The sequence below is a fragment of the Rhodoferax ferrireducens T118 genome (genome assembly GCF_000013605.1).
Taxonomy (GTDB): Bacteria; Pseudomonadota; Gammaproteobacteria; order Burkholderiales; family Burkholderiaceae_C; genus Rhodoferax; species Rhodoferax ferrireducens.
In genome coordinates, this window is record NC_007908.1 from 2,588,815 (window position 1) to 2,611,666 (window position 22,852).

At 61.3% G+C, this 22,852-nt stretch carries 21 protein-coding genes; 11 read left to right on the forward strand and 10 right to left on the reverse strand.

Annotation, left to right across the window (positions count from 1 at the left end):
• The first annotated feature begins 57 nt into the window (after positions 1-57).
• The 5 genes from dinB (at position 58) to RFER_RS11895 (ending at position 8,575) form a co-directional block, all read left to right on the forward strand.
• Positions 58-1,299 carry a DNA polymerase IV gene (gene dinB, locus RFER_RS11875; RefSeq protein WP_011464638.1) on the forward strand — a complete coding sequence of 414 codons (1,242 nt, stop codon included), beginning with the start codon at positions 58-60 and terminating at the stop codon, positions 1,297-1,299.
• 70 nt (positions 1,300-1,369) lie between these two features.
• Positions 1,370-3,034, forward strand: coding sequence for a methyl-accepting chemotaxis protein (locus tag RFER_RS24910; RefSeq protein ID WP_011464639.1), 1,665 nt, complete (start codon positions 1,370-1,372; stop codon positions 3,032-3,034).
• A gap of 36 nt (positions 3,035-3,070) precedes the next feature.
• Entirely contained in the window at positions 3,071-6,097 is a 3,027-nt protein-coding gene (locus tag RFER_RS11885; protein ID WP_011464640.1) for a chemotaxis protein CheB, read from the forward strand.
• Positions 6,098-6,305: 208 nt separating this feature from the next.
• Positions 6,306-8,114, forward strand: a complete 1,809-nt coding sequence (locus RFER_RS11890) for a hybrid sensor histidine kinase/response regulator (RefSeq protein ID WP_011464641.1) — start codon at positions 6,306-6,308, stop codon at positions 8,112-8,114.
• A 20-nt stretch (positions 8,115-8,134) separates the two neighbouring features.
• A complete protein-coding gene (locus tag RFER_RS11895; RefSeq protein ID WP_011464642.1) occupies positions 8,135-8,575 on the forward strand; it encodes a chemotaxis protein CheB in 441 nt (146 codons plus the stop codon).
• Positions 8,576-8,651: 76 nt separating this feature from the next.
• On the opposite strand, the gene RFER_RS11900 is transcribed toward RFER_RS11895, so the two are convergent.
• Genes RFER_RS11900 through RFER_RS11915 form a run of 4 tightly spaced genes read right to left on the reverse strand, consistent with a single transcriptional unit; the run spans position 8,652 to position 11,244 of the window.
• A complete protein-coding gene (locus RFER_RS11900) occupies positions 8,652-9,470 on the reverse strand; it encodes a metallophosphoesterase family protein (RefSeq protein WP_011464643.1) in 819 nt (272 codons plus the stop codon).
• Entirely contained in the window at positions 9,467-10,498 is a 1,032-nt protein-coding gene (locus tag RFER_RS11905; RefSeq protein ID WP_011464644.1) for a diacylglycerol/lipid kinase family protein, read from the reverse strand. The genes RFER_RS11900 and RFER_RS11905 overlap by 4 nt, the downstream gene beginning before the upstream one ends.
• A 26-nt stretch (positions 10,499-10,524) precedes the next feature.
• Positions 10,525-10,827 carry a ferritin family protein gene (locus tag RFER_RS11910; RefSeq protein ID WP_011464645.1) on the reverse strand — a complete coding sequence of 101 codons (303 nt, stop codon included), beginning with the start codon at positions 10,825-10,827 and terminating at the stop codon, positions 10,525-10,527.
• Between the two features lie 24 nt (positions 10,828-10,851).
• Positions 10,852-11,244, reverse strand: a complete 393-nt coding sequence (locus RFER_RS11915) for a cupin domain-containing protein (protein WP_011464646.1) — start codon at positions 11,242-11,244, stop codon at positions 10,852-10,854.
• 223 nt (positions 11,245-11,467) lie between these two features.
• Here RFER_RS11915 and cydP point away from each other — a divergent pair, with 223 nt between their 5' ends.
• The 4 genes from cydP to cydX are packed head-to-tail and all read left to right on the forward strand — an operon-like array spanning position 11,468 to position 14,499.
• The gene (gene cydP / locus RFER_RS11920; RefSeq protein WP_041790628.1) at positions 11,468-11,650 is read left to right on the forward strand and encodes a cytochrome oxidase putative small subunit CydP; all 183 of its coding nucleotides are present in this window, start codon (positions 11,468-11,470) and stop codon (positions 11,648-11,650) included.
• Entirely contained in the window at positions 11,647-13,221 is a 1,575-nt protein-coding gene (locus RFER_RS11925; protein WP_011464647.1) for a cytochrome ubiquinol oxidase subunit I, read from the forward strand. Before cydP ends, RFER_RS11925 begins: the two co-directional genes overlap by 4 nt.
• Positions 13,222-13,231: 10 nt before the next feature.
• The gene (gene cydB, locus RFER_RS11930) at positions 13,232-14,368 is read left to right on the forward strand and encodes a cytochrome d ubiquinol oxidase subunit II (protein ID WP_011464648.1); all 1,137 of its coding nucleotides are present in this window, start codon (positions 13,232-13,234) and stop codon (positions 14,366-14,368) included.
• A 14-nt stretch (positions 14,369-14,382) separates the two neighbouring features.
• Complete coding sequence (gene cydX, locus RFER_RS23480) at positions 14,383-14,499, forward strand: cytochrome bd-I oxidase subunit CydX (protein WP_011464649.1); 117 nt, start codon at positions 14,383-14,385, stop codon at positions 14,497-14,499.
• Between the two features lie 51 nt (positions 14,500-14,550).
• On the opposite strand, the gene fumC is transcribed toward cydX, so the two are convergent.
• Genes fumC through RFER_RS11950 form a run of 4 tightly spaced genes read right to left on the reverse strand, consistent with a single transcriptional unit; the run spans position 14,551 to position 19,657 of the window.
• Positions 14,551-15,963: a class II fumarate hydratase gene (gene fumC / locus RFER_RS11940; RefSeq protein WP_011464650.1), complete on the reverse strand. Its 1,413-nt coding sequence runs from the start codon at positions 15,961-15,963 to the stop codon at positions 14,551-14,553.
• A gap of 31 nt (positions 15,964-15,994) precedes the next feature.
• Positions 15,995-18,910, reverse strand: a complete 2,916-nt coding sequence (locus RFER_RS11945; RefSeq protein ID WP_279587670.1) for an aconitate hydratase — start codon at positions 18,908-18,910, stop codon at positions 15,995-15,997.
• A 13-nt stretch (positions 18,911-18,923) separates the two neighbouring features.
• Positions 18,924-19,085: a hypothetical protein gene (locus RFER_RS24120; protein ID WP_166485716.1), complete on the reverse strand. Its 162-nt coding sequence runs from the start codon at positions 19,083-19,085 to the stop codon at positions 18,924-18,926.
• Positions 19,086-19,096: 11 nt separating this feature from the next.
• A complete protein-coding gene (locus tag RFER_RS11950) occupies positions 19,097-19,657 on the reverse strand; it encodes a hypothetical protein (RefSeq protein ID WP_011464652.1) in 561 nt (186 codons plus the stop codon).
• 249 nt (positions 19,658-19,906) lie between these two features.
• Here RFER_RS11950 and RFER_RS11955 point away from each other — a divergent pair, with 249 nt between their 5' ends.
• Both RFER_RS11955 and RFER_RS11960 read left to right on the forward strand, forming a co-directional pair.
• On the forward strand, positions 19,907-20,458 hold the full coding sequence (locus RFER_RS11955) for an NADPH-dependent FMN reductase (protein ID WP_011464653.1): 552 nt from the start codon (positions 19,907-19,909) through the stop codon (positions 20,456-20,458).
• 28 nt (positions 20,459-20,486) lie between these two features.
• Complete coding sequence (locus RFER_RS11960; RefSeq protein ID WP_049765653.1) at positions 20,487-20,903, forward strand: hypothetical protein; 417 nt, start codon at positions 20,487-20,489, stop codon at positions 20,901-20,903.
• A 74-nt stretch (positions 20,904-20,977) separates the two neighbouring features.
• On the opposite strand, the gene queF is transcribed toward RFER_RS11960, so the two are convergent.
• Complete coding sequence (gene queF, locus RFER_RS11965) at positions 20,978-21,847, reverse strand: NADPH-dependent 7-cyano-7-deazaguanine reductase QueF (protein ID WP_011464655.1); 870 nt, start codon at positions 21,845-21,847, stop codon at positions 20,978-20,980.
• Positions 21,848-21,888: 41 nt separating this feature from the next.
• A complete protein-coding gene (locus RFER_RS11970) occupies positions 21,889-22,812 on the reverse strand; it encodes an alpha/beta fold hydrolase (RefSeq protein WP_011464656.1) in 924 nt (307 codons plus the stop codon).
• Positions 22,813-22,852 lie beyond the last annotated feature (40 nt).

Consider the following 22,852-nt stretch of genomic DNA (forward strand, 5'->3'; position numbering starts at 1 on the left):
TTTTACCGGCGTCGTAGCTTGACTCAAAGCAACCCGGGTTCGCGCTATCCTCATCCCATGAGCGAAAAAATACGCCGCATCGCCCACCTCGACATGGATGCTTTCTATGCGTCGGTTGAACTGCTGCGCTACCCCCAACTGCAGGGCCTGCCGGTTGTCATAGGCGGCGCCCGGCGCGCCGAGGACGAAACGCTGCGCCAGCTACAGGAACACAACTCGTTGGCGCGCATCGCGCTGGACGCCTTTCCCCGCTTGCAGGGCTACACCGGGCGCGGCGTCGTCACCACCGCCACCTATGCGGCGCGCCAGTTTGGTGTGGGCTCCGCGCTGGGCCTGATGAAAGCCGCCAAGCTCTGTCCGCAGGCGATTCTGCTGCCGGTTGACTTTGCCGAGTACCGCAAATATTCGCGCGCCTTCAAGACCATCGTCACCGACATCGCCCCGTTGATGGAAGACCGGGGCGTGGACGAGGTCTACATCGACTTCACGGATGTGCCCGGTGGTCAGCGTGAAGGTGGGCGGGTATTGGCGCGCCTGATCCAGAAAACCATCTTTGAGCAAACCGGCCTGACCTGCTCAATCGGCGTGGCGCCCAACAAACTGCTGGCCAAAATGGCCAGCGAATTCAACAAGCCCAAGGGTATCGCGGTCGTGTTTGAAGAAGATTTGCAAAGCAAAATCTGGCCGCTGGCGTGCCGCAAGATCAACGGCATCGGCCCCAAAACCGATGTCAAGCTGCAGGGCATGGGGATTCAGACCATCGGTGAGCTGGCCCAGAAGACGGTTGACTGGCTGATCGACCACTTTGGCCAAAAGACGGGCGCCTGGCTGTTTGATGCCGCGCACGGCCGCGACCAGCGACCGGTGGTGCTGGAGAGCGAGCCCGTGTCGATCAGCCGCGAGACCACGTTTGAGCGCGACTTGCACGCCGTGCGCGACAAGGCGGCGCTCGGCGCGATCTTTACCCGCCTGTGCCAGCAGGTGGCCTCGGACCTGGCCGCCAAAGGCTACGTCGGCAAGACCATTGGCATCAAGCTGCGTTATGAGGACTTCAAAAGCGTCACGCGCGACCAGACCCTTGACGATTACACCGCCGACTTCGCCGTCATTCGCCAGACCGCCGGGCTCTGTCTCAAACGGGTGCCGCTGGCGCAACGCCTGCGCCTGCTGGGCGTGCGCGTGGCCACCCTGGTGAAAGCGGAACAAGTCCAGGAATTTATAACAAATCAGCCTCTAGCCCCCGTCAAACAGACACAATCCGCTATTGATATAGAAGCACGGAACAATCAGCTCTTTTAGGCAGCTGACTTTGGCGTAAAGTCCGGCATCGAAAATTTATTCACATGCAGTCGTTTTTTTGAGGACTCCCATGCAATTCGTCACTTTCATGCGCCGCTTCACCATCCGTTTTCGAATGTTAGGTGCCATTGCCATGGTGGCCATGGCCCTGTTGTTTATTGGCGCGATTGGTGTGGCGGCCCAGTTGTATGCCAACTCCATCGCGACCGACCTGGTGGCGCGCGACATCACTTCCCTGACTGAACTTGCCCGCCTGCAACAGGCCATGGGCAACGTGCGGCTGAATGAAAAAGAGATGATCATTCAATACGAGAACAGTGTGGAGGCCGCCAAATACAAGGAAGCCTGGACGGCGTCATTTGCCCGGCTTGAAGCCTCTGCCAAGGCCCTTGCACCCCTGCTGCCGCAGGATGCCCAACGCGCCGAACTGGCGCAAGTGGTGACGGGCATGCAGCAATTTCGCACCGAATTTGCACCCCTGGCCCAGCAGTTGGAGAGCCTGGCATTTCCGTCCGCGCAGGTCGCCTCGGCCACCATTGGCAAGCTGCAGCCGATTTACGACAAAGCCAACTCCACTTTGACCACGCTGGCGACTGGACTGCAGCGCGCCACCGAAACCAGCCAGGGCAAATTGCAGAGCACCGTCAACCAGGTCGTCTGGCTCATCGCCGGGGCCACCGGCGTCTTGCTGCTGGTGTTCATCCCGTTGACCATCTGGAACATGAACGCCATTTGTGTGCCCATCCTGAAGGCCGAGCAAGTCGCTCAGGACATTGCCCAGGGCGATCTGACCGACCATAACGTTGACTGCCGCGGCAACGACGAGGCCGCCCGGCTGTTACGCTCCCTGGAGGCCATGCGCCAATCGCTGGGCCAACTGGTCGGCCAGGTGCGCATGTCAACCGACAGCATCGCCACCGCCAGCGCCGAGATCGCATCCGGCAACCAGGACCTGAGTGTGCGCACCGAGCAGACGGCCAGCAACTTGCAGCGCGCCGCCTCCCACATGGACCAGCTGACGCACACGGTGCAGCAGTCTGCCGATGCCTCGCGCCAGGCCAACCAACTCGCCTCGACGGCAGGCGACGTGGCGGCGCGCGGGGGTTCGGTCGTTTCGCAAGTGGTCAGCACCATGAACGACATCAACACGAGCTCCAAAAAAATCAGCGACATCATCGGTGTCATTGACGGCATCGCCTTCCAGACCAACATCCTGGCCTTGAACGCCGCGGTGGAGGCCGCCCGCGCCGGTGAGCAAGGCCGTGGCTTTGCCGTGGTGGCAAGCGAGGTGCGCAGCCTGGCGGGCCGCTCGGCCGAGGCGGCCAAGGAAATCAAGAGTTTGATCGGCGCCAGCGTCGAACGCATCGAGACCGGCTCGCGCTTGGTGACAGACGCCGGAAAAACCATGACCGACATTGTGAATTCCGTGCAACGGGTGTCCGACATCATTGGCGAGATCACCGGCGCAGCGGCCGAGCAAAGCCAGGGCATTGGCGAAGTCAATACCGCAGTGGTGCAACTCGACCAGATGACGCAACAAAACGCCGCCCTGGTCGAACAATCAGCCGCCGCCGCCGAGAGCCTGCGCGAGCAGGCCCAGCGCCTGGCTGAGGTGGTCGGCACCTTCAAAATTCCGAGTTCCGGCGCTGGCAACCCGTCGCCCATGCTCCCGCGCGTCCAGCAGTCAACGCCCCCTCAGTTGTCAACACCCTCCCGGCTGTCATTGCGGGCGTGACCCGCTAGCCCCCACGCTTGCTGCGCAAAAACCTTCATGACCGGCCAAGACCCAAGTCCTGCCCCAACACAAGCCGTCCCGACGCCGCCGCCCAGCAGCTTTCCTATCGTCGGCATCGGTGCCTCGGCCGGCGGCCTGGCCGCGATTGAAGCGTTTTTCTCGGGTATGCCTGCCGATGTTGACCCCGGCATGGCCTTTGTGCTGGTGCAGCATCTGGACCCGGACCACAAGAGCATTCTCACTGAACTGATCCAGCGCACCACCCGCATGCAGGTATCCGAGGTGAAGGACGGCATGCCGGTGCAACCCAATTGCGTCTACATCATTCCGCCGAATCGCGACATGGCGTTTCTGAACGGCACACTGCAATTGCTGGAGCCCGCCGCGCCACGCGGGCACCGCCTGCCGATTGACTTTTTGTTCCGCTCACTGGCCCTGGACCAGCATGAGCACGCCATTGGTATCGTGCTCTCCGGCACCGGCAGTGACGGCACGCTGGGCGTGCGCGCCATCAAAATTGACGGCGGCATGGTCATGGTGCAAAGCCCCGCCTCGTGCGAGTTTGACGGTATGCCGCAAAGCGCGCTGGCCACGGGCCTGGTGGACTATGAGCTGCCGCCGGCCGAGATGGCGCCCCAGCTGATCGCCTACGTCACCCATGCCTTTGGCCACCCACCCCAGTCGGCCACCGTGGCCGAGCCGCACACCGAGAACGCGCTGAAAAAAATATTTGTCTTGCTGCGCAGCCAGACCGGGCACGACTTTTCCCAGTACAAACCCAACACCATTTACCGCCGCATTGAGCGCCGCATGGCGGTGCACCAGATCGACGGCATTGGTGGCTATGTCAAATACTTGCAGCAAACGCCGGTTGAAGTGCAGGCGCTGTTCAATGACCTGTTGATTGGCGTGACCAATTTCTTCCGCGACCCCGACGCCTTTGCCGTGCTGGAGTCGCAAGTGATCCCCAAGCTGTTTGAGGGCAAACCCGCCGGCAGCGCGGTGCGCGTCTGGTGCGCCGGCTGCTCAACCGGCGAAGAGGCTTATTCGATCGCCATCCTGCTGCAAGAGCGACTTGAGACCCTTAAAGTCAGTTACCGGGTGCAGGTGTTTGCCACCGACATCGACAGCCGCGCCATCGCCGTGGCCCGGGCCGGACTCTACCCCGGCAGCATTGCCGACGATATCTCACCCGAGCGACTGGCCCGATTTTTCACCGCTGAGCCCGACGGCAGCGCTTACCGCATCCACAAGAACATTCGTGACCTGCTGGTGTTTTCCGAACAGGACGTGATCAAAGACCCACCGTTTTCCAAGCTCGACCTGATCAGTTGCCGCAATCTGCTGATCTACCTGGGCCCCGAACTGCAAAAGAAATTGATTTCGCTCTTCCATTACGCTCTGCAACCCGGTGGGGTGCTGTTTTTGGGCACCTCGGAGACGGCTGGCGAGGCCGGCGGTTTGTTTGCCGTGCTGCAGCGCAAAGCCAAGATATACCAGCGCAAGGAGGATTTTCAAGGGGCGCAGCGCGCCGCCCTGGGCCGGTTTTTGCCACCCTTGACCGACCAGGACATCACACGGCCGGTTGCACCTGGCAAAGGCGCACAGCTGCCCAAGCTGTCATTGCGCGAGCTGACCGAGCAAACCCTGTTGCAGCAAGTGGCCCCGGTAGCGGCGCTTGTCAACGGCCACGGCGACATCCTCTACCTGCATGGGCGCACGGGCCTGTACCTGGAGCCCGCGCCGGGCGAAGCGGGTATCAACAACATCCTGAAAATGGCGCGTGAAGGCCTGCGCCGCGACCTGACCACCACCCTGCACAAAGCCGCCACCAGCCGCGACACCGTGCGCGCGTCGGGTGTGCGGGTCAAGACCAACGGCCACTTCACGCTGGTCAACCTCAGCATTTGCCCGGTGGCGGGCGGCCCGGCGGCAGCGCTGGAGTCGCCTCTGTTTTTGGTGATGCTGGAAAAAGCACCCGATGCCAACGCCGCTGAGTCCAAAAGCCCGCCAGCCCCCGCCACCCTGCCGGCCATCAGCGCGGCCGGCGGCAGCGACAAGCTGCGCTCTGACGCCAGCGCCCAGATTGCCGAACTCAACGAAGAGCTGCAAGCCAAAGAAGAATACCTGCACGCGGCCAATGAAGAGCTGGAAACCACCAACGAAGAGCTCAAATCAAGCAACGAAGAAATGCAGTCGGTCAATGAAGAGCTGCAAAGCACCAACGAAGAACTGGAGACTTCCAAGGAAGAAATGCAGTCGATCAACGAGGAGCTGTCCACGGTCAACACCGAGCTGCAAACCAAGGTGAGCGATCTGTCACGCGCCAACAACGACATGAACAACCTGCTGGCAGGCACCGGCATTGGCACCATTTTTGTGGACCATGCCTTGCGCATCCTGCGCTTTACCCCGGCCGCAAGCCAGATCATCAACCTGATTCTGAGCGACGTGGGGCGTCCGGTGGCCCACATCGTGAGCAATATGGTGGGCTACAACACCCTGGTGGAAGACCTGCAGGCCGTGCTCAAAACCCTGATCCCCAAAGAGGTGGAGGTGCAGACCACCGACGCTAAGACCTACACCCTGCGCATCCTGCCCTACCGCACGCTCGACAACGTGATTGAAGGCGCGGTGATCACTTTTGTTGAAATCACCGAAGTCAAGCGCACGCGCGCAGCGCTGCACAAAACCAATGAACTGCTGCGCCTGGCGGTGGTGGTGCGCGACGCGCATGACGCCATCACGGTGCAGGACCTGAGTGGACGCATCATCGCCTGGAACCCGGGCGCGGAGCGCTTGTATGGCTGGAGCGAGCTTGAAGCACTGCAAATGAACGTGCGTACCCGCATCCCCGCGGAACTGCAAGAAGAAGCCCTGGCCCAGGTACACCTGCTCAGTCAGGCGCAAACGCTGGCGCCCTACCCGACCCGGCGGCTGACCAAGGACGGCCGGGTGCTGAACGTGTTGTTGACCGCCACTGCCTTGCTCGATGAGGCGGGCCAGGTGTATGCGATTGCCACCACCGAACGGCCCAGCGATGACCCGGTCGCGAAAGGCTAAGCGCCTTCCATGCCCGCCCTGTTGTCATGGCGGACTTATATACGTTTTAGACCTCTAGCCCCCGTTGAATATGCGTATATTGCTATTAAATATATAGCTTTTGTTCAATTTGAACAGGTGCCGATCTTGCCCTCGATCAGGGCGCTCCACGGCTTCAGATGGGCTGAAAGGCATGCGAGAATGCCAAAGTCATATTCCGGAGGCATCTATGAGCAATCCTGATACCCCCAGCAGCAATGGTCGTGAGTCTTCTGTCACCCACGACGCGCCAAGTGCGGCGCAGCTGATGCGTCGGCGAGCCGAAGACATGGCCCTTGAAAAATTGGCGCAATTGCCCCAGAGTCTGCAAGTGCTGTCACCCGGGGAGATGCAACAACTGATGCACGAGCTGGCCGTGCATCAGATCGAGCTGGAGATGCAAAACGACGAACTGCGCCGGGTACAACAGGAACTGGAAACCTCACGCGCACGCTATTTCGACCTGTATGACCTGGCCCCGGTGGGCTACATCACCGTCAGTGACGCCGGGATGATCCTGGAGGCCAACCTCACCGCAGCCACCCTGCTGGGCGTGCCGCGCAGCGCGCTGGTGAAGCGGCCGATCAGCCGCTTCATTGTCAAGTCGCAGCAGGATATCTACTACCAGTACCGCAAACAGCTCGTGGAAACGGGTCAAGCCCAGACCTGCGAGCTGCAGGTGCTGCACAGTGAGGGCTCCGCGCTCTGGGTCAGTTTGGCCGCCACCGTCGCGCAGGAAACAGATGGCGCGACCATATTGCGCATCGTGCTGAACGACATCTCCGAACGCAAGTTGCTGGATCAGTCGCTGCGGGAGACCAACGTCAAGCTGGAGAGTGCCCTGTTTCTGGCCGACAAAGCCAACCTTGCCAAGTCGGAGTTTCTGTCGGGCATGAGCCATGAGTTGCGCTCACCACTGAATGCGGTTTTGGGCTTTGCGCAGTTGATTGAGACGGGCACGCCTGCGCCCACGCCGGGCCAGCAAGCCAGCCTGGAACAGATTCTGCGGGGCGGCTGGTATTTGCTGACGCTGATCAACGAAATTCTTGACCTGTCCCTGGTCGAGTCCGGCAAGCTGTCGCTGTCGATGGAACCGGTCTTGCTGTCCGAAAAGTTTTCCGATTGCCGAGCCATGATCGACCCGCAGGCGCAAAAGGCCGGCATCCGTGTCAGCTTTGCGTCATTCGACAGTCCATGCTTTGTTGAGGCCGACCGCACCCGCCTGAAGCAAGTGATCGTCAATTTGCTGAGCAATGCCATCAAATACAACCGCGCTGGCGGCTCTGTCGAAGTGACCTGCAGCACGCCCGCAGCGGGACGTATCCGCATCAGCGTGATTGATACCGGACCGGGTTTGTCCGACAACAAACTGGCCCAACTGTTCCAGCCCTTCAATCGTCTCGGCCAGGAGGCTGGCACGCAGGAGGGCACCGGCATCGGTCTGGTGGTTTGCAAGCGGCTGGTTGAAATGATGGGCGGTGAAATCGGTGTCCATAGCCGCGTTGGGATTGGCAGCGAGTTCTGGTTTGAGCTCAAGCTCGCAGCGCCACCGCCAACGGCCGTCAGCGGTGAGGCGTCGGAGCTGGCACAGGCGCAGGTTCAGGATGAGGCCGAGGTACACACCTTGCTGTATATCGAGGACAACCCCGCCAACATGGAACTGGTCGAGCGGATCGTTGAGCGCCGTTCCGAGCTGCGCTTGTTAAAGGCGGGCAATGGTTCGAGCGGTATCGCGCTGGCGCGCATGCATCTGCCCCAGGTGATCCTGATGGACATCAATCTGCCTGGCATCAATGGCTTTCAGGCCTTGAAAACCCTGCGTGAGGACCCTGCAACCCAACACATCCCGGTGCTGGCCCTGAGTGCCAATGCCATGCCCCACGACATTCAAGCTGGCCTGGCGGCAGGCTTTCTTCGCTACCTGACCAAGCCCATCAAAATCAAGGAGCTGATGCAGGCCTTCGATGTGGCGCTGGAAGCTGCAAAACTGCCCCAATAAAAAACTTTCCGATTGTCTGCGTGGGTGGTTCGGCCGGCGGACTGGACGCCTATATCCGGCTGCTGAAAAATCTGCCGCCCGATATGGGGGTGGCGATCGTCGTCGTCAATCACATCACTCTCATGCCAACGCAGCTGCATCAGGTGCTGCCGCCTTTCACCAAGATGCCGGTGGAGCTGATCACCGAGAACCTGGTGATCGAGCCCAACCATGTCTACATCATCCCGGCCAACCGCGACTTGCATGTTGATGGCGAAGTATTCCAGCTCAGACCCATCTCCAAGCCGCGCGGCTGGCCGGATGTGATCACGGTTTTTTTGAAGTCCCTCACCCAGTACTGGGACGGCAAGCTGATTGCCGTGATTGTGTCGGGTTTTGACGGCGACGGCGCCGCCACACTGCGTGGCATCAAGGAGGTGGGTGGTATCACCATCGCGCAAAAACCCGGGCACGAGGCCTGAGAGCCACGGACACCGGGCCCCGGCCACTGCCTGAGCACCACCAACGCAGGAACAAGCGGCTGGCACCAAGCCTGCGTCAGCTTTCAACGGACACTCCGGCCGCACGCGACGGATTGACTTCGGTGACGCGGGTGCAAACAAAGGCTTGGGCGCTGGCAGCATAGTCCCATTGTTCGATCATGCAGCACCCAGACGGTGCATGGCGACCCCAACGCAACAGGTTGACTGAGTTCGGCGCGCCGTCGCGCACGCGTTTTGATACGGCGGTCCCGGCCTGCACGGCCCACATAGGACGCGCCAGGCCCGCCAGCGGCGTCACATAGGGCAGATGAATGTGGCCGCCCATGACCAGGTCGCAGCCAGCGGCGGCCCAGCGCTGCTGTGCTCCGGCGTGCCCGCGCAGCAAATTGTGGTCTTCCCCGGCGCGCAATACGGCAACCGGTTGATGCACCACCACCACACGCAGTTGTTCCGGCTCTGCGCTGCCCAGGCGCCTGGCCACCCGCTCAGTCTGGGCCAAAGACACTTCTCCATTCTTGTGCCGATACCAGCGCGTGGTGTTGACGCCCAGCACCAGCAGATCACGCGAGCCATACACCGGTTCCAGTTCGTCGCCAAACGCATGGCTGTACCGGGCGTACGGATGAAAGAGACGCTGGCCCAGATCAAACAGGGGAATGTCGTGGTTGCCTGCGATCGCCAGCAGCGGCGCGCCGAGCCGGTCCATGAAGGCCCGCGCCGCAGCGAATTGGGCGCGACGGGCGCGCTGGGTGATGTCGCCCGAGAGCACCAGAAGATCGGGCTGCTGGTGCTGCGACAGCGCCACCAAAGCTTCAACAACTGCCGCCTGCTCGGTGCCGAAATGGGGGTCGGAAATCTGCAACAAGACACTCATGCACCGCCTCCGGCGCGGCCGGTTGCCCCGTCTTCGGTTATCGGCTTGATGAGGTAAAGCGGTTTGGGCGAGACCCGGAATTCAAGCGGCGCGCGCATCCAGTTCACCTCGCCGTCGAATGCCACCTTGACCCTGCCCCCACCCCAGGCGAGCCGCGGCTTGACGAGCATGCGATGGAACTGGAAGCTCTCCACCGTGTCGGCCTCGCCCAGTGTGCCGAAGGACCCGCGCAGCAACAGCCAGGACATTGCCAGCGCGCCGATGGGCCGCAGCATCACCGCTGCCAGGCAACCCTGGTCCAGCGCGCTTGCCTGTGCCAGGCCAACCTGTTCGAGTTGCAGCCGGTTGTTGCCGATAAAGAGCGTCGGTGTCGTCAGGTCGCGCACGTTGGTGCCGCGTTCGATGCGAAGCCGCAACTGTCGGTGCTGCCCCAGCAAGGTCACCAAGGCGGCGGCGAACGCCACCACCCGACTGCGGCCGAAACGCGTCTTGTAGGCCTCACGGTCCTGCAACAGCTCTGGATAGAGACCGAGGCTGGCGTTGACGAGAAACACGCGCTCGTTGATCAAGCCGACCTGTACCGGCACGGGCTCACAACGCAGCAGAACCTGCGCCGCCTGCGCGGCATCGGCGGGAATGCCATGCGTGCGGGCAAAGTAGTTGAAGGTGCCTTGCGGCAGCACGGCCATGACGCAGCCTTGGACGTGCGCGGCCTGCGCCACCGAATTGATGGTGCCATCGCCCCCCACGGCTACCACGATGCCGTGCCTGGCACACGCCGCCCTGGCGGCCTGCTGGGCGACCTGTGCCAACTGATCGGGGTGGGTGAACAGTAACTCACCCGTTCTCCCGCTGGTGTGCAGCGCCGTTTCGATCTGCTGGCGTGTCGCATCAGAATCGTGGCGGCCCGAAGCCGCATTGATGATGAACAACAGCGGCGCCGCAGGATCTATTTCTGGAGCGCGCGACAGCTGAGGTTCTTCGGGCACGAAGCAACCGTCAGACAGTCTATTCGTCAGCACACCCATGCGGTCTTGCCCGGACAAACGTCTGGCTACTTCATTTTCTTGATTTCTTCTTCTACCTCTTTGGCCCCTTTGGCATAGAACTTGGCTTCATCAGGCGCCAGCTCGTGGAGCAATCTGAGAAATTCCCCTGCGTGGACCCGTTCTTCGTCTGCGATTTCCTTGAGCACGGTGACGGCGAGTTGGTTGTCGGTGGACTCGGCCAGTTGCGTGTACAACTGAACCGCTTCATATTCCGCAGCCACCATGAAACGAATGGCTCTGATGAGTTCCTCATCCGTGAGCTTTCTGTCATTGGCCAACCCTGAAAAGGGTGATCCGAAATCTGGCATGTTGATTCCCCTTGGTTACATCATTTATTCTGTCGTAATACCGTCGAAACTTTCCTTGTCGGCCAGCGCATCGGCGCGGGTGGCGTGAACCACACCGTCCCGGTGATTGGGCGGTGAGTACAAGGTATAGAGCTTCATGGGCACCGTGCCGGTGTTGATGATGTTGTGCGTCGTACCGGCAGGAACGAGGACCGCAAAGCCGTCGCGGATCGGTGTGTGAACACCATCAAGAACCGCCTCGCCACTGCCCTCCTCTACGCGAAAAAACTGATCCAGCTTGTGGACTTCGATGCCAATGTCCTCTTTGGCCTTTAACGTCATCAGCACCAACTGGCAGTTCTTTGCCGTGTAAAGCACACGCCGAAACAAGTCGTTCTTGTGGGCGAGGCCCTCGATGTCTTGCACAAATCCTTTCATACAGACTCCTTTTTCTTTGATGTGTTTACGAATAGTCAAGCGGCGACCCCACCGGCAGATCAAAAATTAACGACTGATTCATATTAAAGAATAATGAAAAATCTCTCTGTGCGCTTGCGTACAGACTCTCCGGTTCAACGTGGAGAGGATTAGCCTACTGGTATTTTGTACACATGCATCTGTATGCAATTTTTCTCAGTGCGACCGAGCGGTATCGACTGTCATGAAATCACCGGATAAGAGTCTCGCTAAAAAACTGGCCGTCGTGCTGGTTCTCAAACTCGCCGTGCTGACGGCATTGTGGGTGGGTTTTGTGCGTGAACAGCGTGTCCACGTTGACGGGGACAGCGTCGCGGCCCAGTTTCTACAACCGGCTGCAACACCGGCCAAAGGAGAAAAACCTTGATTTCTGAACAACTGGTCGATTTGTCGCGGCTGCAATTCGCCGTCACCGCCCTTTACCATTTCCTCTTTGTGCCGCTCACCCTTGGCATGGTCTGGCTGCTGGTCATCATGGAAAGCGTCTATGTGATGACCGGCAACGTGGTCTGGAAGGACATGACGCGCTTTTGGGGCAAGCTGTTCGGCATCAACTTTGCCCTGGGCGTGACGACCGGCATCACGCTGGAGTTCCAGTTTGGCACCAACTGGGCCTACTACTCCCATTACGTGGGTGACATCTTTGGCGCCCCACTGGCGATAGAGGGCATGATGGCTTTCTTTCTCGAATCGACCATGATCGGGCTGTTTTTCTTCGGCTGGGATCGCCTGTCCAAAACACAGCACTTGATGGTGACGCTCCTGTTGGCGATTGCCTCCAACCTGAGTGCGCTGTGGATTTTGATTGCCAACGGCTGGATGCAGAGCCCGGTGGGTGCCGAATTCAACTACCAGACCATGCGCATGGAAATGGTCGACTTCTGGTCCGTGGTGTTCAACCCCGACGCGCAGGCCAAGTTTGTGCACACGGTATCGGCGGGCTATGTGACGGGCGCCATGTTTGTGTTGTCGATCTCCAGCTGGTACCTGTTGAAGAAACGTGATGTCGAATTTGCCAAGCGCAGCTTTCGGGTCGCCGCCGCCTTTGGACTGGCCTCGGCGCTCAGCGTGATTGTGCTGGGTGACGAATCGGGCTACACGGTGGGGGAATCCCAACAGACCAAGTTGGCGGCGATGGAGGCGATGTGGCAAACCAAGCCTGCACCGGCCGGGCTCACGGTGATGGCCAGCATCAACGAAGCGGCGCAGAAGAACAACTGGGAAGTCGAGATCCCATGGGTCATGGGCCTGATCGGGACACGCTCCCTCACCAAGGAAATTCCGGGCATTCTCCAGATCAAGGCCAAGAACCGTGAGCGCATCCTGCGCGGCATTGTGGCGGTCAACGCGCTCGATGCCCTGCGCCGCCAACGCGCTGACGTGGTGGCCCAACAAGTGTTTGAGCGTCACAAAGCCGACCTCGGCTTTGGCCTGCTGCTCAAGAAATATGTGAGCGACGTCAATCAAGCCACACCCGAGATCATTGAGCGCGCCGTTAACGACACCGTGCCTCGCGTGACGCCGATGTTCTGGGGCTTTCGCATCATGGTGGGTTTGGGTTTTGCCATGCTGGCTTTGTTCGGCCTGGCATTCTGGAGCACGATCAAATCGGCCAACATGCAAAAGCCCTGGCTGCTCAAGTGGGCGCTGTGGATGCTGCCCGCGCCGTGGGTTGCGGCCGAGTTGGGCTGGTTCGTGGCCGAATATGGCCGCCAGCCCTGGACGATTTACGGCGTCTTGCCCACGCACTTGAGTGTGTCAACGCTCAGCGTCAACAACCTGTACGGTTCGCTGGCCGGGTTCATTGTTTTTTACACCGCGCTGCTGGTCGTCGAGATGTTTCTCATGGTGAAGTTTGCGCGCTTGGGCCCGGGCAGCCTGGGGACTGGCCGCTACCAGGACGAGTCCATCACGCACGCCGTCCCGGCGCCAGTCTAAGGAAGCAGCCATGTTTGATTATTCAACGCTCAAAATCATCTGGTGGCTTCTGATCGGCGTGCTGCTGATCGGCTTTGCCATCATGGACGGCCACGACATGGGGGTGGGCACGCTGCTGCCCTTTGTTGGCCGCAGCGACATGGAACGCCGCGTGATCATCAACACCGTGGGCCCGCACTGGGAGGGCAACCAGGTCTGGTTCATCACGGGCGGTGGCGCCCTGTTTGCGGCCTGGCCGCTGGTCTATGCGGCCGCGTTCAGCGGCTTCTATTGGGCCATGCTGGTGGTACTGTGGGCCTTGTTCTTTCGCCCGGTCGGTTTTGACTACCGCAGCAAGATTCACAACGCCAGCTGGCGCAGCGCGTGGGACTGGGGCCTGTTTGTGGGCGGTGCGGTGCCGCCGCTTATTTTTGGGGTGGCCTTTGGCAACCTGCTGCTGGGTGTGCCGTTCCAGTTTGACACCTATCTGGTCTCGACCTACAGCGGCAGCTTCTGGCAATTGCTTAACCCGTTTGCCCTGCTGGCCGGGGTGCTGAGCAGCGCCATGATCACGATGCACGGCGGCGTCTATCTGGCGCACCGCACCGAAGGGGTGATTCAGGCGCGCGCCATCAAGGGTGCCATGGGCGCGGCCCTCGTCATGGTGCTGGCCTTTGTCGCTGCAGGTGTCTGGCTTCAATTCCTGGATGGCTACCGCATCACATCCATCATCAACCCGGGCGCGTTGCCTGATCCGATGAACAAGACCGTGGTGCGCGAGGCCGGTGCCTGGATGGCCAACTACGGCCATCAACCCCTGCTGTGGCTACTGCCCGTTATCGGCGTGCTGGGTGCGCTGCTGGCAGTGCTGCAGCTGCGCCTGCGCCGCACTTTGACTGCTTTTGTTTGCTCGGCACTGGCTCTGCTGGGCGTCATCGGCACGGCCGGCGCGTCCATGTTTCCGTTCATCATGCCATCAAGCTCCATGCCCGGCGCCAGCCTGACCGTGTGGGACAGCGTGTCGAGCCACTTGACGCTGGGCATCATGTTGGGGGTCACACTCATCTTCATGCCCTTGATCGTGCTCTACACGTCCTGGGCTTACCGCGTGATGCGCGGCAAGGTGACGGCGGCGTATGTGAAGGAAAACGAGCACGGCGCCTACTGATAAAAGGACATCACATGTGGTACTTTGCCTGGATTTTGGGCGTCAGCTTTGCGGTGCTGCTGGCCATTCTGAACGCCATGTGGGGCGAGAACGAAGAAGCCCGGGCGCAGGCCCGCAGCCCGGATGCCTGACAGCGCAGTGACCTCACACGCATCGTGACGGAGCCGTTCGACCGCTCGTCTTCACTGGTCTGCCTTGGTCGAATCGCGGGGCTGAAGCATCTGCCGAGGGTCCACCCAGGCGTCAAATTGTTCCGCGCTCACGGCGCCGAGCGCCAGCGCCGCTTCGCGCAGCGTCGTGCCATTTTTATACGCATGCTTGGCGATCTGAGCCGCGCGGTCGTAACCGATATGTGGCGTGAGCGCAGTGACCAGCATCAGCGAGCTTTGCAACAATTCTTCAACCCGCGCCGCGTTGACAGACAGGCCCGCCACGCAATGCTGGTTAAAGCTGCGCATCGTGTCCGTCAGCAGACGCAGGCTGTCGAGTGTGTCGAAAATGATCAGGGGTTTGTACACGTTGAGTTCAAAGTGGCCCTGGCTCGCGGCAAAACCTATGGCGGCGTCATGCCCGATCACCTGGGCGCACACCATGGTCAGCGCCTCGACCTGGGTCGGGTTCACCTTGCCGGGCATGATCGAGCTGCCGGGCTCATTCTGGGGCAATTGCAGTTCGCCCAGACCCGCCCGTGGCCCGCTGCCCATCAAGCGAATGTCGTTGCCAATTTTGGTCAAGGCAATGGCCAGCATCTTCAGACTGGCATGCAAGGCCACCAGCGCTTCGTGACCGGCCATCGCCGCAAATAAATTGTCGGCCTGCGCCAGTGGCAGGTCGAGCTGGTTTGCCAGCAGGGCAGCCACGCGCGCGGCGAACTGCGGGTGGGTGTTCAGCCCGGTACCCACCGCCGTGCCGCCAATGGCCAACCTGTGCAGCGCCAGCAGGGCGTAACGGATGCTTTTCTCGCACAGCGCGAGTTGCGCCTCGTAGCCACCAAACTCCTGGCCCAGCGTCACCGGCGTCGCGTCTTGCAGGTGCGTGCGGCCGATCTTCACGACCGCTTCGAATTCAAGGGCCTTGGCCGCGAGTGCGCTGCGCAAGGCTTGCAGCGCCGGCAGCAAATTCAGCTTGGCCTGCAGGGCCGCCGCGATGTGCATGGCGGTGGGGAATACATCGTTGGACGACTGCCCAAGGTTGACATCGTCATTGGGGTGGATTTTTCGCGCTGCACCCACGTCACCGCCGAGTGCGCGCGAGGCCAGGTTGGCCACCACCTCGTTGACATTCATGTTGCTCTGTGTGCCCGAGCCGGTCTGCCACAGCGACAAGGGAAACTCGGCATCAAACTCGCCAGTGGCCACGCGCCGCGCAGCATCCGCGATGGCCTGCGACTTGGTGCCGTCCAGCAGGTGCAGATCACAATTGATGATGGCCGCGGCCCACTTGACCCAGGCCAGCGCGTGAATCACCGGCAGCGGCATGCGCTGCTCGCCAATGGCGAAGAAGCGCAGGCTGCGCGCCGTCTGTGCGCCCCACAAGGCCTCGAGAGGGACTTCGATGGGACCAAAGCTGTCGGACTCGGTGCGTGTGGGGGCCATGAATCGACTCCAGACTTATTGAGTTAGAAAGTCAAGCCTGCAGCAACTGGCGCAGTACAAAGGGAAGAATGCCGCCCGCACGGTAGTAGTCCACCTCAATCGGCGTGTCGATGCGCAGCAGCACCGTCAGCGTGAGGCGACTGCCATCGGCGCGGGTGACCACCAACTGGGCGTCGCTCTGCGGGCGCAGGTCAACATCGGGCACGATGTCAATGACCTCGTTGCCGGTCAGGCCCAGACCTTGCCAGCTGTCGCCGGCCTTGAACTGCAAGGGCAACACCCCCATGCCGACCAGGTTGCTGCGGTGGATGCGCTCAAAGCTTCGGGCCACCACCGCCTTGATGCCCAGCAGTTGCGTGCCCTTGGCCGCCCAGTCCCGGCTCGACCCGGTGCCGTATTCTTCACCCGCCAACACCACGGTCGGTATGCCCGCCGCCATGTAACGGGTGGCGGCGTCAAAGATGGACAGCTTTTCACCCGGCCCCCGCACACCCGGGCCCTCGGCGGGCGCCTGGTACAAGGTGAGGCCACCCTCTTCGCGCGACCCGTCGGCCAGCGGCGCGATCATCAGGTTTTTGATGCGCACATTGGCAAAGGTGCCGCGCACCATCACCTCATGGTTGCCCCGGCGTGCGCCATAGGAATTGAAGTCGGCCTTTTGCACGCCATGCGCCAGCAGCCACTGGCCCGCCGGTGAACTCTCTTTGATCGCGCCCGCCGGAGAAATATGGTCCGTGGTGATGGAATCACCAAACAGCGCCATGATGCGCGCACCCCGCACAGATTCAGAGCCTTGCTGGCCTCTAGCCCCCGCCTTATCTGATTTAGTAGCTATATTATCAATAGCAAAAGTGGCAAAAAACGGCGGCTCGGCAATGTAGGTGCTCCTGGGCCAGGTGTAGGTGGTGCCGGTCACGCCGGTGATGGCTTCCCACAGCGGGCCGGGCGTGGAGGCAACACGCGCGTAGTTTTCCTGGTACGCGCGGCCGTTCATGGCGAACTGCATCAGCGCACTGATTTCCTCGCTGCTGGGCCAGATGTCGCCCAGGTACACATCCTTGCCGCCTGTGCCTTGCCCCACTGGCTGGGTCATCAGGTCGCGCAGGATCGTCCCTGCAATCGCATAGGCCACAACCAGCGGCGGGCTGGCCAGAAAATTGGCCTTGAGGCTGGGGTGAATGCGCGCCTCGAAGTTGCGGTTGCCTGACAGCACGGCCGCGCAGACCAGGTCGTGCTGGGTGATGGCCGCGTTGAGTTCGGGCGTCAGATCGCCGGAATTGCCAATGCAGGTGGTGCAGCCGTAGCCAGCAAGGGCAAAGCCGAGCTTCTCGAGGTAGGGCAGCAAGCCGGTTTGCGTGAGGTACTCGGTCACGATGCGTGAGCCGGGTGCCAGCGAGGTCTTGATGTGCGGCTGCACCCGCAGCCCCGCCTGGACGGCTTTTTTAGCCAACAGGCCTGCCGCCAGCAGGACACTGGGGTTGGAGGTGTTGGTGCAACTGGTGATGGCGGCGATCAGCACGTCGCCATGGCCCAAGGTAAACCCGGCTTTTGCCGGGGCCTTGATGTCGCACACCACCGAAGAGGGCCCCTCGACCGCCGCCAGCGCTGGCCGGTTGCTCACCATCTCCTCCACGTCACGCCGAGCGCCGGGCGCCAGCGGCGGCGCCTCGCCCGCCGACTCGCCCGCGCCACAATTGACCGGGTAGCGCTGCATGAGACGCTCGGCGCTCTGGTTGAACCCGTTCTCGGCATTGGGCTTGCTAAAGAGCGAGGTGAACTGGCTGGCCACCTGGCCCAACTCGATGCGATCCTGCGGGCGCTTGGGGCCAGCCAGGCTGGGGGTGACATCGCCCAGGTCGAGCTTGACCACCTGCGAGTAGTCAATCTCGCCGGCGAGCGGCACGCCAAACAGGCCCTGCGCCTTGAAGTAAGCCTCAAAAGCCTCGATCTCGTCCCTGGTGCGGCCGGTGCCCGTGAAGTAGGCGATGGTTTTTTCGTCCACCGGGAAGAAGCCCATGGTGGCGCCATACTCGGGCGCCATATTGGCTATTGTTGCGCGATCCGGCAACGCCAGGGTGCGCGTGCCTGCGCCAAAAAACTCCACGAACTTGCCCACCACCCGTTGCTGGCGCAGCGTCTCGGTGACCGTGAGCACCAGGTCGGTGGCGGTCACGCCCTCGCGCAGGCGCCCGCTCAACTCAAAGCCCACCACATCGGGCGTCAGCAGGTACACCGGCTGGCCCAGCATGGCGGCCTCGGCCTCGATGCCGCCCACGCCCCAGCCGACCACGCCAATGCCGTTGATCATGGTGGTGTGGCTGTCGGTGCCCACCAGCGTGTCGGGGTAGTAGACGCCGTCTTTCGTTTTGTGCACCCCGCGCGCCAGGAATTCCAGATTGACCTGGTGCACGATGCCAAAACCCGGCGGCACCACCCCAAATGTGTCAAAGGCCTGCATGCCCCATTTCATGAACTCGTAGCGCTCGCGGTTGCGCTGGAATTCAAGCTTCATGTTCAGGTCCAGCGAATCCTTCTGGCCATAGTGATCCACCATGATCGAGTGGTCCACCACCAGATCCACCGGCACCAGCGGCTCAATAAGCCGCGGGTCCAGCCCCAGGCGTTGGGCCGTGCTGCGCATGGCGGCCAGGTCGGCCAGCAGCGGGACGCCGGTGAAGTCCTGCAGCACCACGCGCGACACCACAAATGCAATTTCGTCGGTGCGCGTCGCGTGGGGCTGCCAGCTTGCCAACTGCGCCACATGGCCGGTCGTGACCTTCTTGCCGTCGCAGTTGCGCAGCACCGACTCGAGCACGATGCGCAGGGACACCGGCAGGCGCTTGATGTTGGGGAACTGCCGCGCGAGTGCGGGCAGCGAATAGAATTTTCCCGCCTTGCCGGAGGCGGTTTTGAAGGTCTTGAGGGTAGCGGCAAAGGCGTGCAGCATGGCGATCTCCTGGCTAGACATCAATGGGCCTATTTTCGCCGCACAGGCCCAGGCAAGCAATGGGACTCACCTGCGCCGGCGCGTGCAGGCTGCGCACTGTTTGCACACCCCGCAACACATCGAACGGGACCTCAATGAGGCCGAAGCTGCCCGATTCGATGCGCGTGGTGCTCATGCAGGACCGTCCTAATTGGCGTAATCCATGTCCTGGCCACCTGTTACAACACTTGTCCGTGGATGGTCTTGTCCATCCACAACGAATCGGTCAGCGCGCGCAGCATTCAGGACCGCCGGCAGGTCCCATCCCAGCCTGGCGGCCGGGGTGCGATCCCCAAGCCATGGGTTGGGCTGCGCAAACCAGTTCGCCAGCTCCCACGCGCTGAAGACGGAGCTCAGCTGCGCCAGCACCTGGCCGAGACCTATTTGCGGCGTCATGTCGACGCGGTTGAACTGAAACAGGGGAAGCCACACTCTTGCTTCCCAACCGAAGCAGATCACCTTTTTGCCGGCAATCAGGCTGGCAAGCGGCGTGAGGTCGGAACCCTTGCAGCGTTTGAACAGCGTGACCACCTCTTGCACCGATGCGAGCCCGCCAGTGTCCCGATAGGAGTCCAGCGTGGCGATGAATTGGTGGTCGGTCGGGTCGTCCTTTGTGTATCCAGGGTGGCTGCAGGCTGCTTCAGGCGCACGGCCGCGCATCCACGGGCTTCGCGATGGCTCAGGCCAGGGAGCGAGGATGTCTTCCATGGATATCTCCAGAGTGGACGGGCTACTACAAGAACGCGCAACATTGACCAGGCCGACAGGCGCAATACAACATAACTGGCTGTACGTTACGCAAACCGATGCCAATAGTCTGTGCGGTGCCGAACAAAGGGCGGGGCCACGTTCGGCCACAGACAGGTCTCTTGTGCGTCGGCTTGTGTTATCTGCCGCACAGACTCAATTGCAGATTCGCTGTACCCTGGTCGTCTTCCTCATTCAATGGAGATATTCATGGGCAAATTCCAGATAGCCGTTATCGTCGGCAGCCTTCGTCGGGACTCATTCAACCGCAAGCTGGCCAACGCCATTGTGAAATTGGCGCCTTCGGAGTTTTCGTTCAAGCAGGTACAAATCGGCGACTTGCCGCTTTACAACCAGGACGATGACGCCAACCAGGCCGAGTCAGTCAAGCGACTCAAGAGCGATATCGGGACCGCTCAGGGCCTGTTGTTCGTCACGGCCGAGTACAACCGCTCCATCCCTGGTGTTCTCAAGAATGCGATGGACCACGCCTCACGCCCGTACGGGCAAAACGCCTGGGCAGGCAAACCAGCGGGTGTGTTGGGCGTTTCGGTCGGCGCCACCGGTACAGCCCTCGCACAACAGCATTTGCGCAATGTGCTGGCGTATCTGGACGTCCCGACGCTGGGCCAGCCCGAAGCCTTCATCCAGGCCAAGGATGGATTGTTTGACGCGTCCGGGAATATTGGCCCCGACAGCAGCAAATTCCTGCAAGGCTGGATGGACAAGTACGTTGCCTGGGTGAAAAAACACGCGGCCTGATGCCGTGACAGATTTGAAGGTAACAACCATGGACAAAACACATCCCCCGGAAACATTTGGGGTATTCAAACCGGTGGGGCACACCGTTATGGCGTTTCGGTCCGCCATTGACCAGCAGGCAGCCGTGAACGCATTACTCGATCAGAAGTTTTCGGACTCGGCCTTGGTGCGCTACTCCCCCGAGGAGATGAAGGCGCAGGTCGATGCGGAACTGGAGAACGCGAGCGCGTTTGCCGCGTTCGGTTATGAACTTGACCTCATCAAGAAACACCGTGCCCTGGCCGAGGATGGATGCAGCTTCCTGATCGTGCATGCGCCCGAAGACGCGCAAGCCGAGTCAGTGGCGAGCGTGGCGCGAGCCACAAAAGCAGTCGCGGCACAACACTATGGCAGGTTCATGATTGAGGAAATATCCGGCTTGGCGTCGGGGAACACCCCTGTCTGAACAGCCGACGCTGGCCACTGCCCGGCGCTGAAAGTGAAGACTCAGGGCTGGAAACCTCAGGCCAGCGTGACTTTCTACTGCCGCGCGTTGCGGACGTTGGCTGGTAACGCCTGCGCATAGCTGGTTCGAAACGGATTGATGTCGAGCCCGCCGCGGCGCGTATAACGCGCATACACCGCCAGCCGGACGGGCTTGCAGCGCGTCCAGAGGTCCATGAAGATACGCTCGACGCATTGCTCATGAAACTCGTTGTGGTTGCGAAAACTCACCAGGTACTGCAGCAAGCCCTCCTGGTCAATCGGCGCACCGCTGTAGCTGATCTGCACACTGGCCCAGTCGGGCTGGCCGGTGACCGGGCAATTGCTTTTCAACAGGTTGCTGACCAGCACCTCGCTCACCGGCGCCTCGTCCGGCACGACCCGCAACAGATCAGGCGCCGGGGTGTAGTGTGTGCATTCGACATCGAGCCGGTCCAGGCTCAGGCCATCAAGCTCGTAAATAGGTTCACGGTCAAACAGCTCAGGCAGCAAAAGGGTGACGCCAATGCTGGGGGGCGCGGCAGCGTCGGGTGAAACATTTTTCCCGGCATCACGCCAGACCGCTTCGCTCAAGTCCGCGCGCAGACGGGCTTTCACTGCGTCTACATCGGCAAAGCGCGTATTGTTGAAGCTGTTGAGGTAGAGCTTGAAGGACTTGCTCTCAATGATGTTGGGGCTCTCGCACGGGACCGTGAAGCGTGCCAGCGCCACCTGCGGTTTGCCGCGCAAATTGAGCCAGCTCAACTCGAACGCGGTCCACATGTCGGCGCCCAGAAACGGCAGTGCCCCGGTCACGCCGATCTCAGCGCGTTTGGTTGCGCGCGCGATCGGGAACAGCAACGAGGCATCGTACTGGTCGAGGTAGGCGGTGGCCTGGCCCAAGGGGGAATTTTGTGGCGTGTTCATGGGCGTGGGCTCTGGTCTGAAAAGTGGGCGGGGGTTGGAGTTTAAGTTGGTGACAAGGTCATGCGGCTGGTCTCAGCAGCCTTCAGATGCGGCAGCAGAGCCGCCAGCAGATGGGCCACCACACCGGGCGGCAGGTCGTGTCCCATGCCTTCAATACCGACCAGTCTGGCACCGCTAATGCGCCGGGCCGTATCCTCGCCATGGACAAACGGCAACAGCGGGTCGGCTTTGCCGTGTAACACCAGCGTCGGCAAGGTGATGCGCCGCAACTGCGCGGCACGGGTCTGATCGGCCATGATGGCCAGCATCTGCCGCAGCGTGCCCACCGGGTAATAGCCACGTTGCACCCCCAGCAAGATACGCTCGCGCAGCTCATGTTCAGGCGTCGGGAAACCCGGGCTGCCAATGGCTTTGAACAAGCGGACGTAATGGTTCAGTACCGTCTGCGGATCGCGGCCCTTGGGCCGGCTGAGCAAAACGCGTATCACCTCGGGGCGCGCCTGCGCCAGGCCTTTGGCGCCGCTGGTGCTCATCACGCTGCTCAGACTCAAGACCCGCCCGGGTGCGGCCAGCGCCATGCGTTGCGCAATCATGCCGCCCATGCTGACACCCAGCACATGCGCCTTTTCAATGCCCAAGGCGTCCAGCACACCGAGCGAATCGGCCGCCATGTCCGCCACGCTGTAGGGTGCACGCGGCATCAAGCCAAGCTTGTACTTGAGGCCCTGCCAGAGCAGATGCGGCTTGCCCAGGGCATCAAAATGGTGGCTCAAGCCGACGTCGCGGTTGTCGTGGCGGATGACCCGGTAACCGGCATCGACCAGCCCCTGCACCAACGCGGGTGGCCAGGCCACCAGCTGCATGCCCAGCCCCATGATCAGCAAGATAACCGGGCGCACTTGGCCAGCGGCGCCAGGGCCGCTGTCTTCGACTTCGATGTCAATGCTGTTTGCTCTTATTTTCATAGCTATTTACGCATATTTCACGGGGGCTACAGCCTGATTT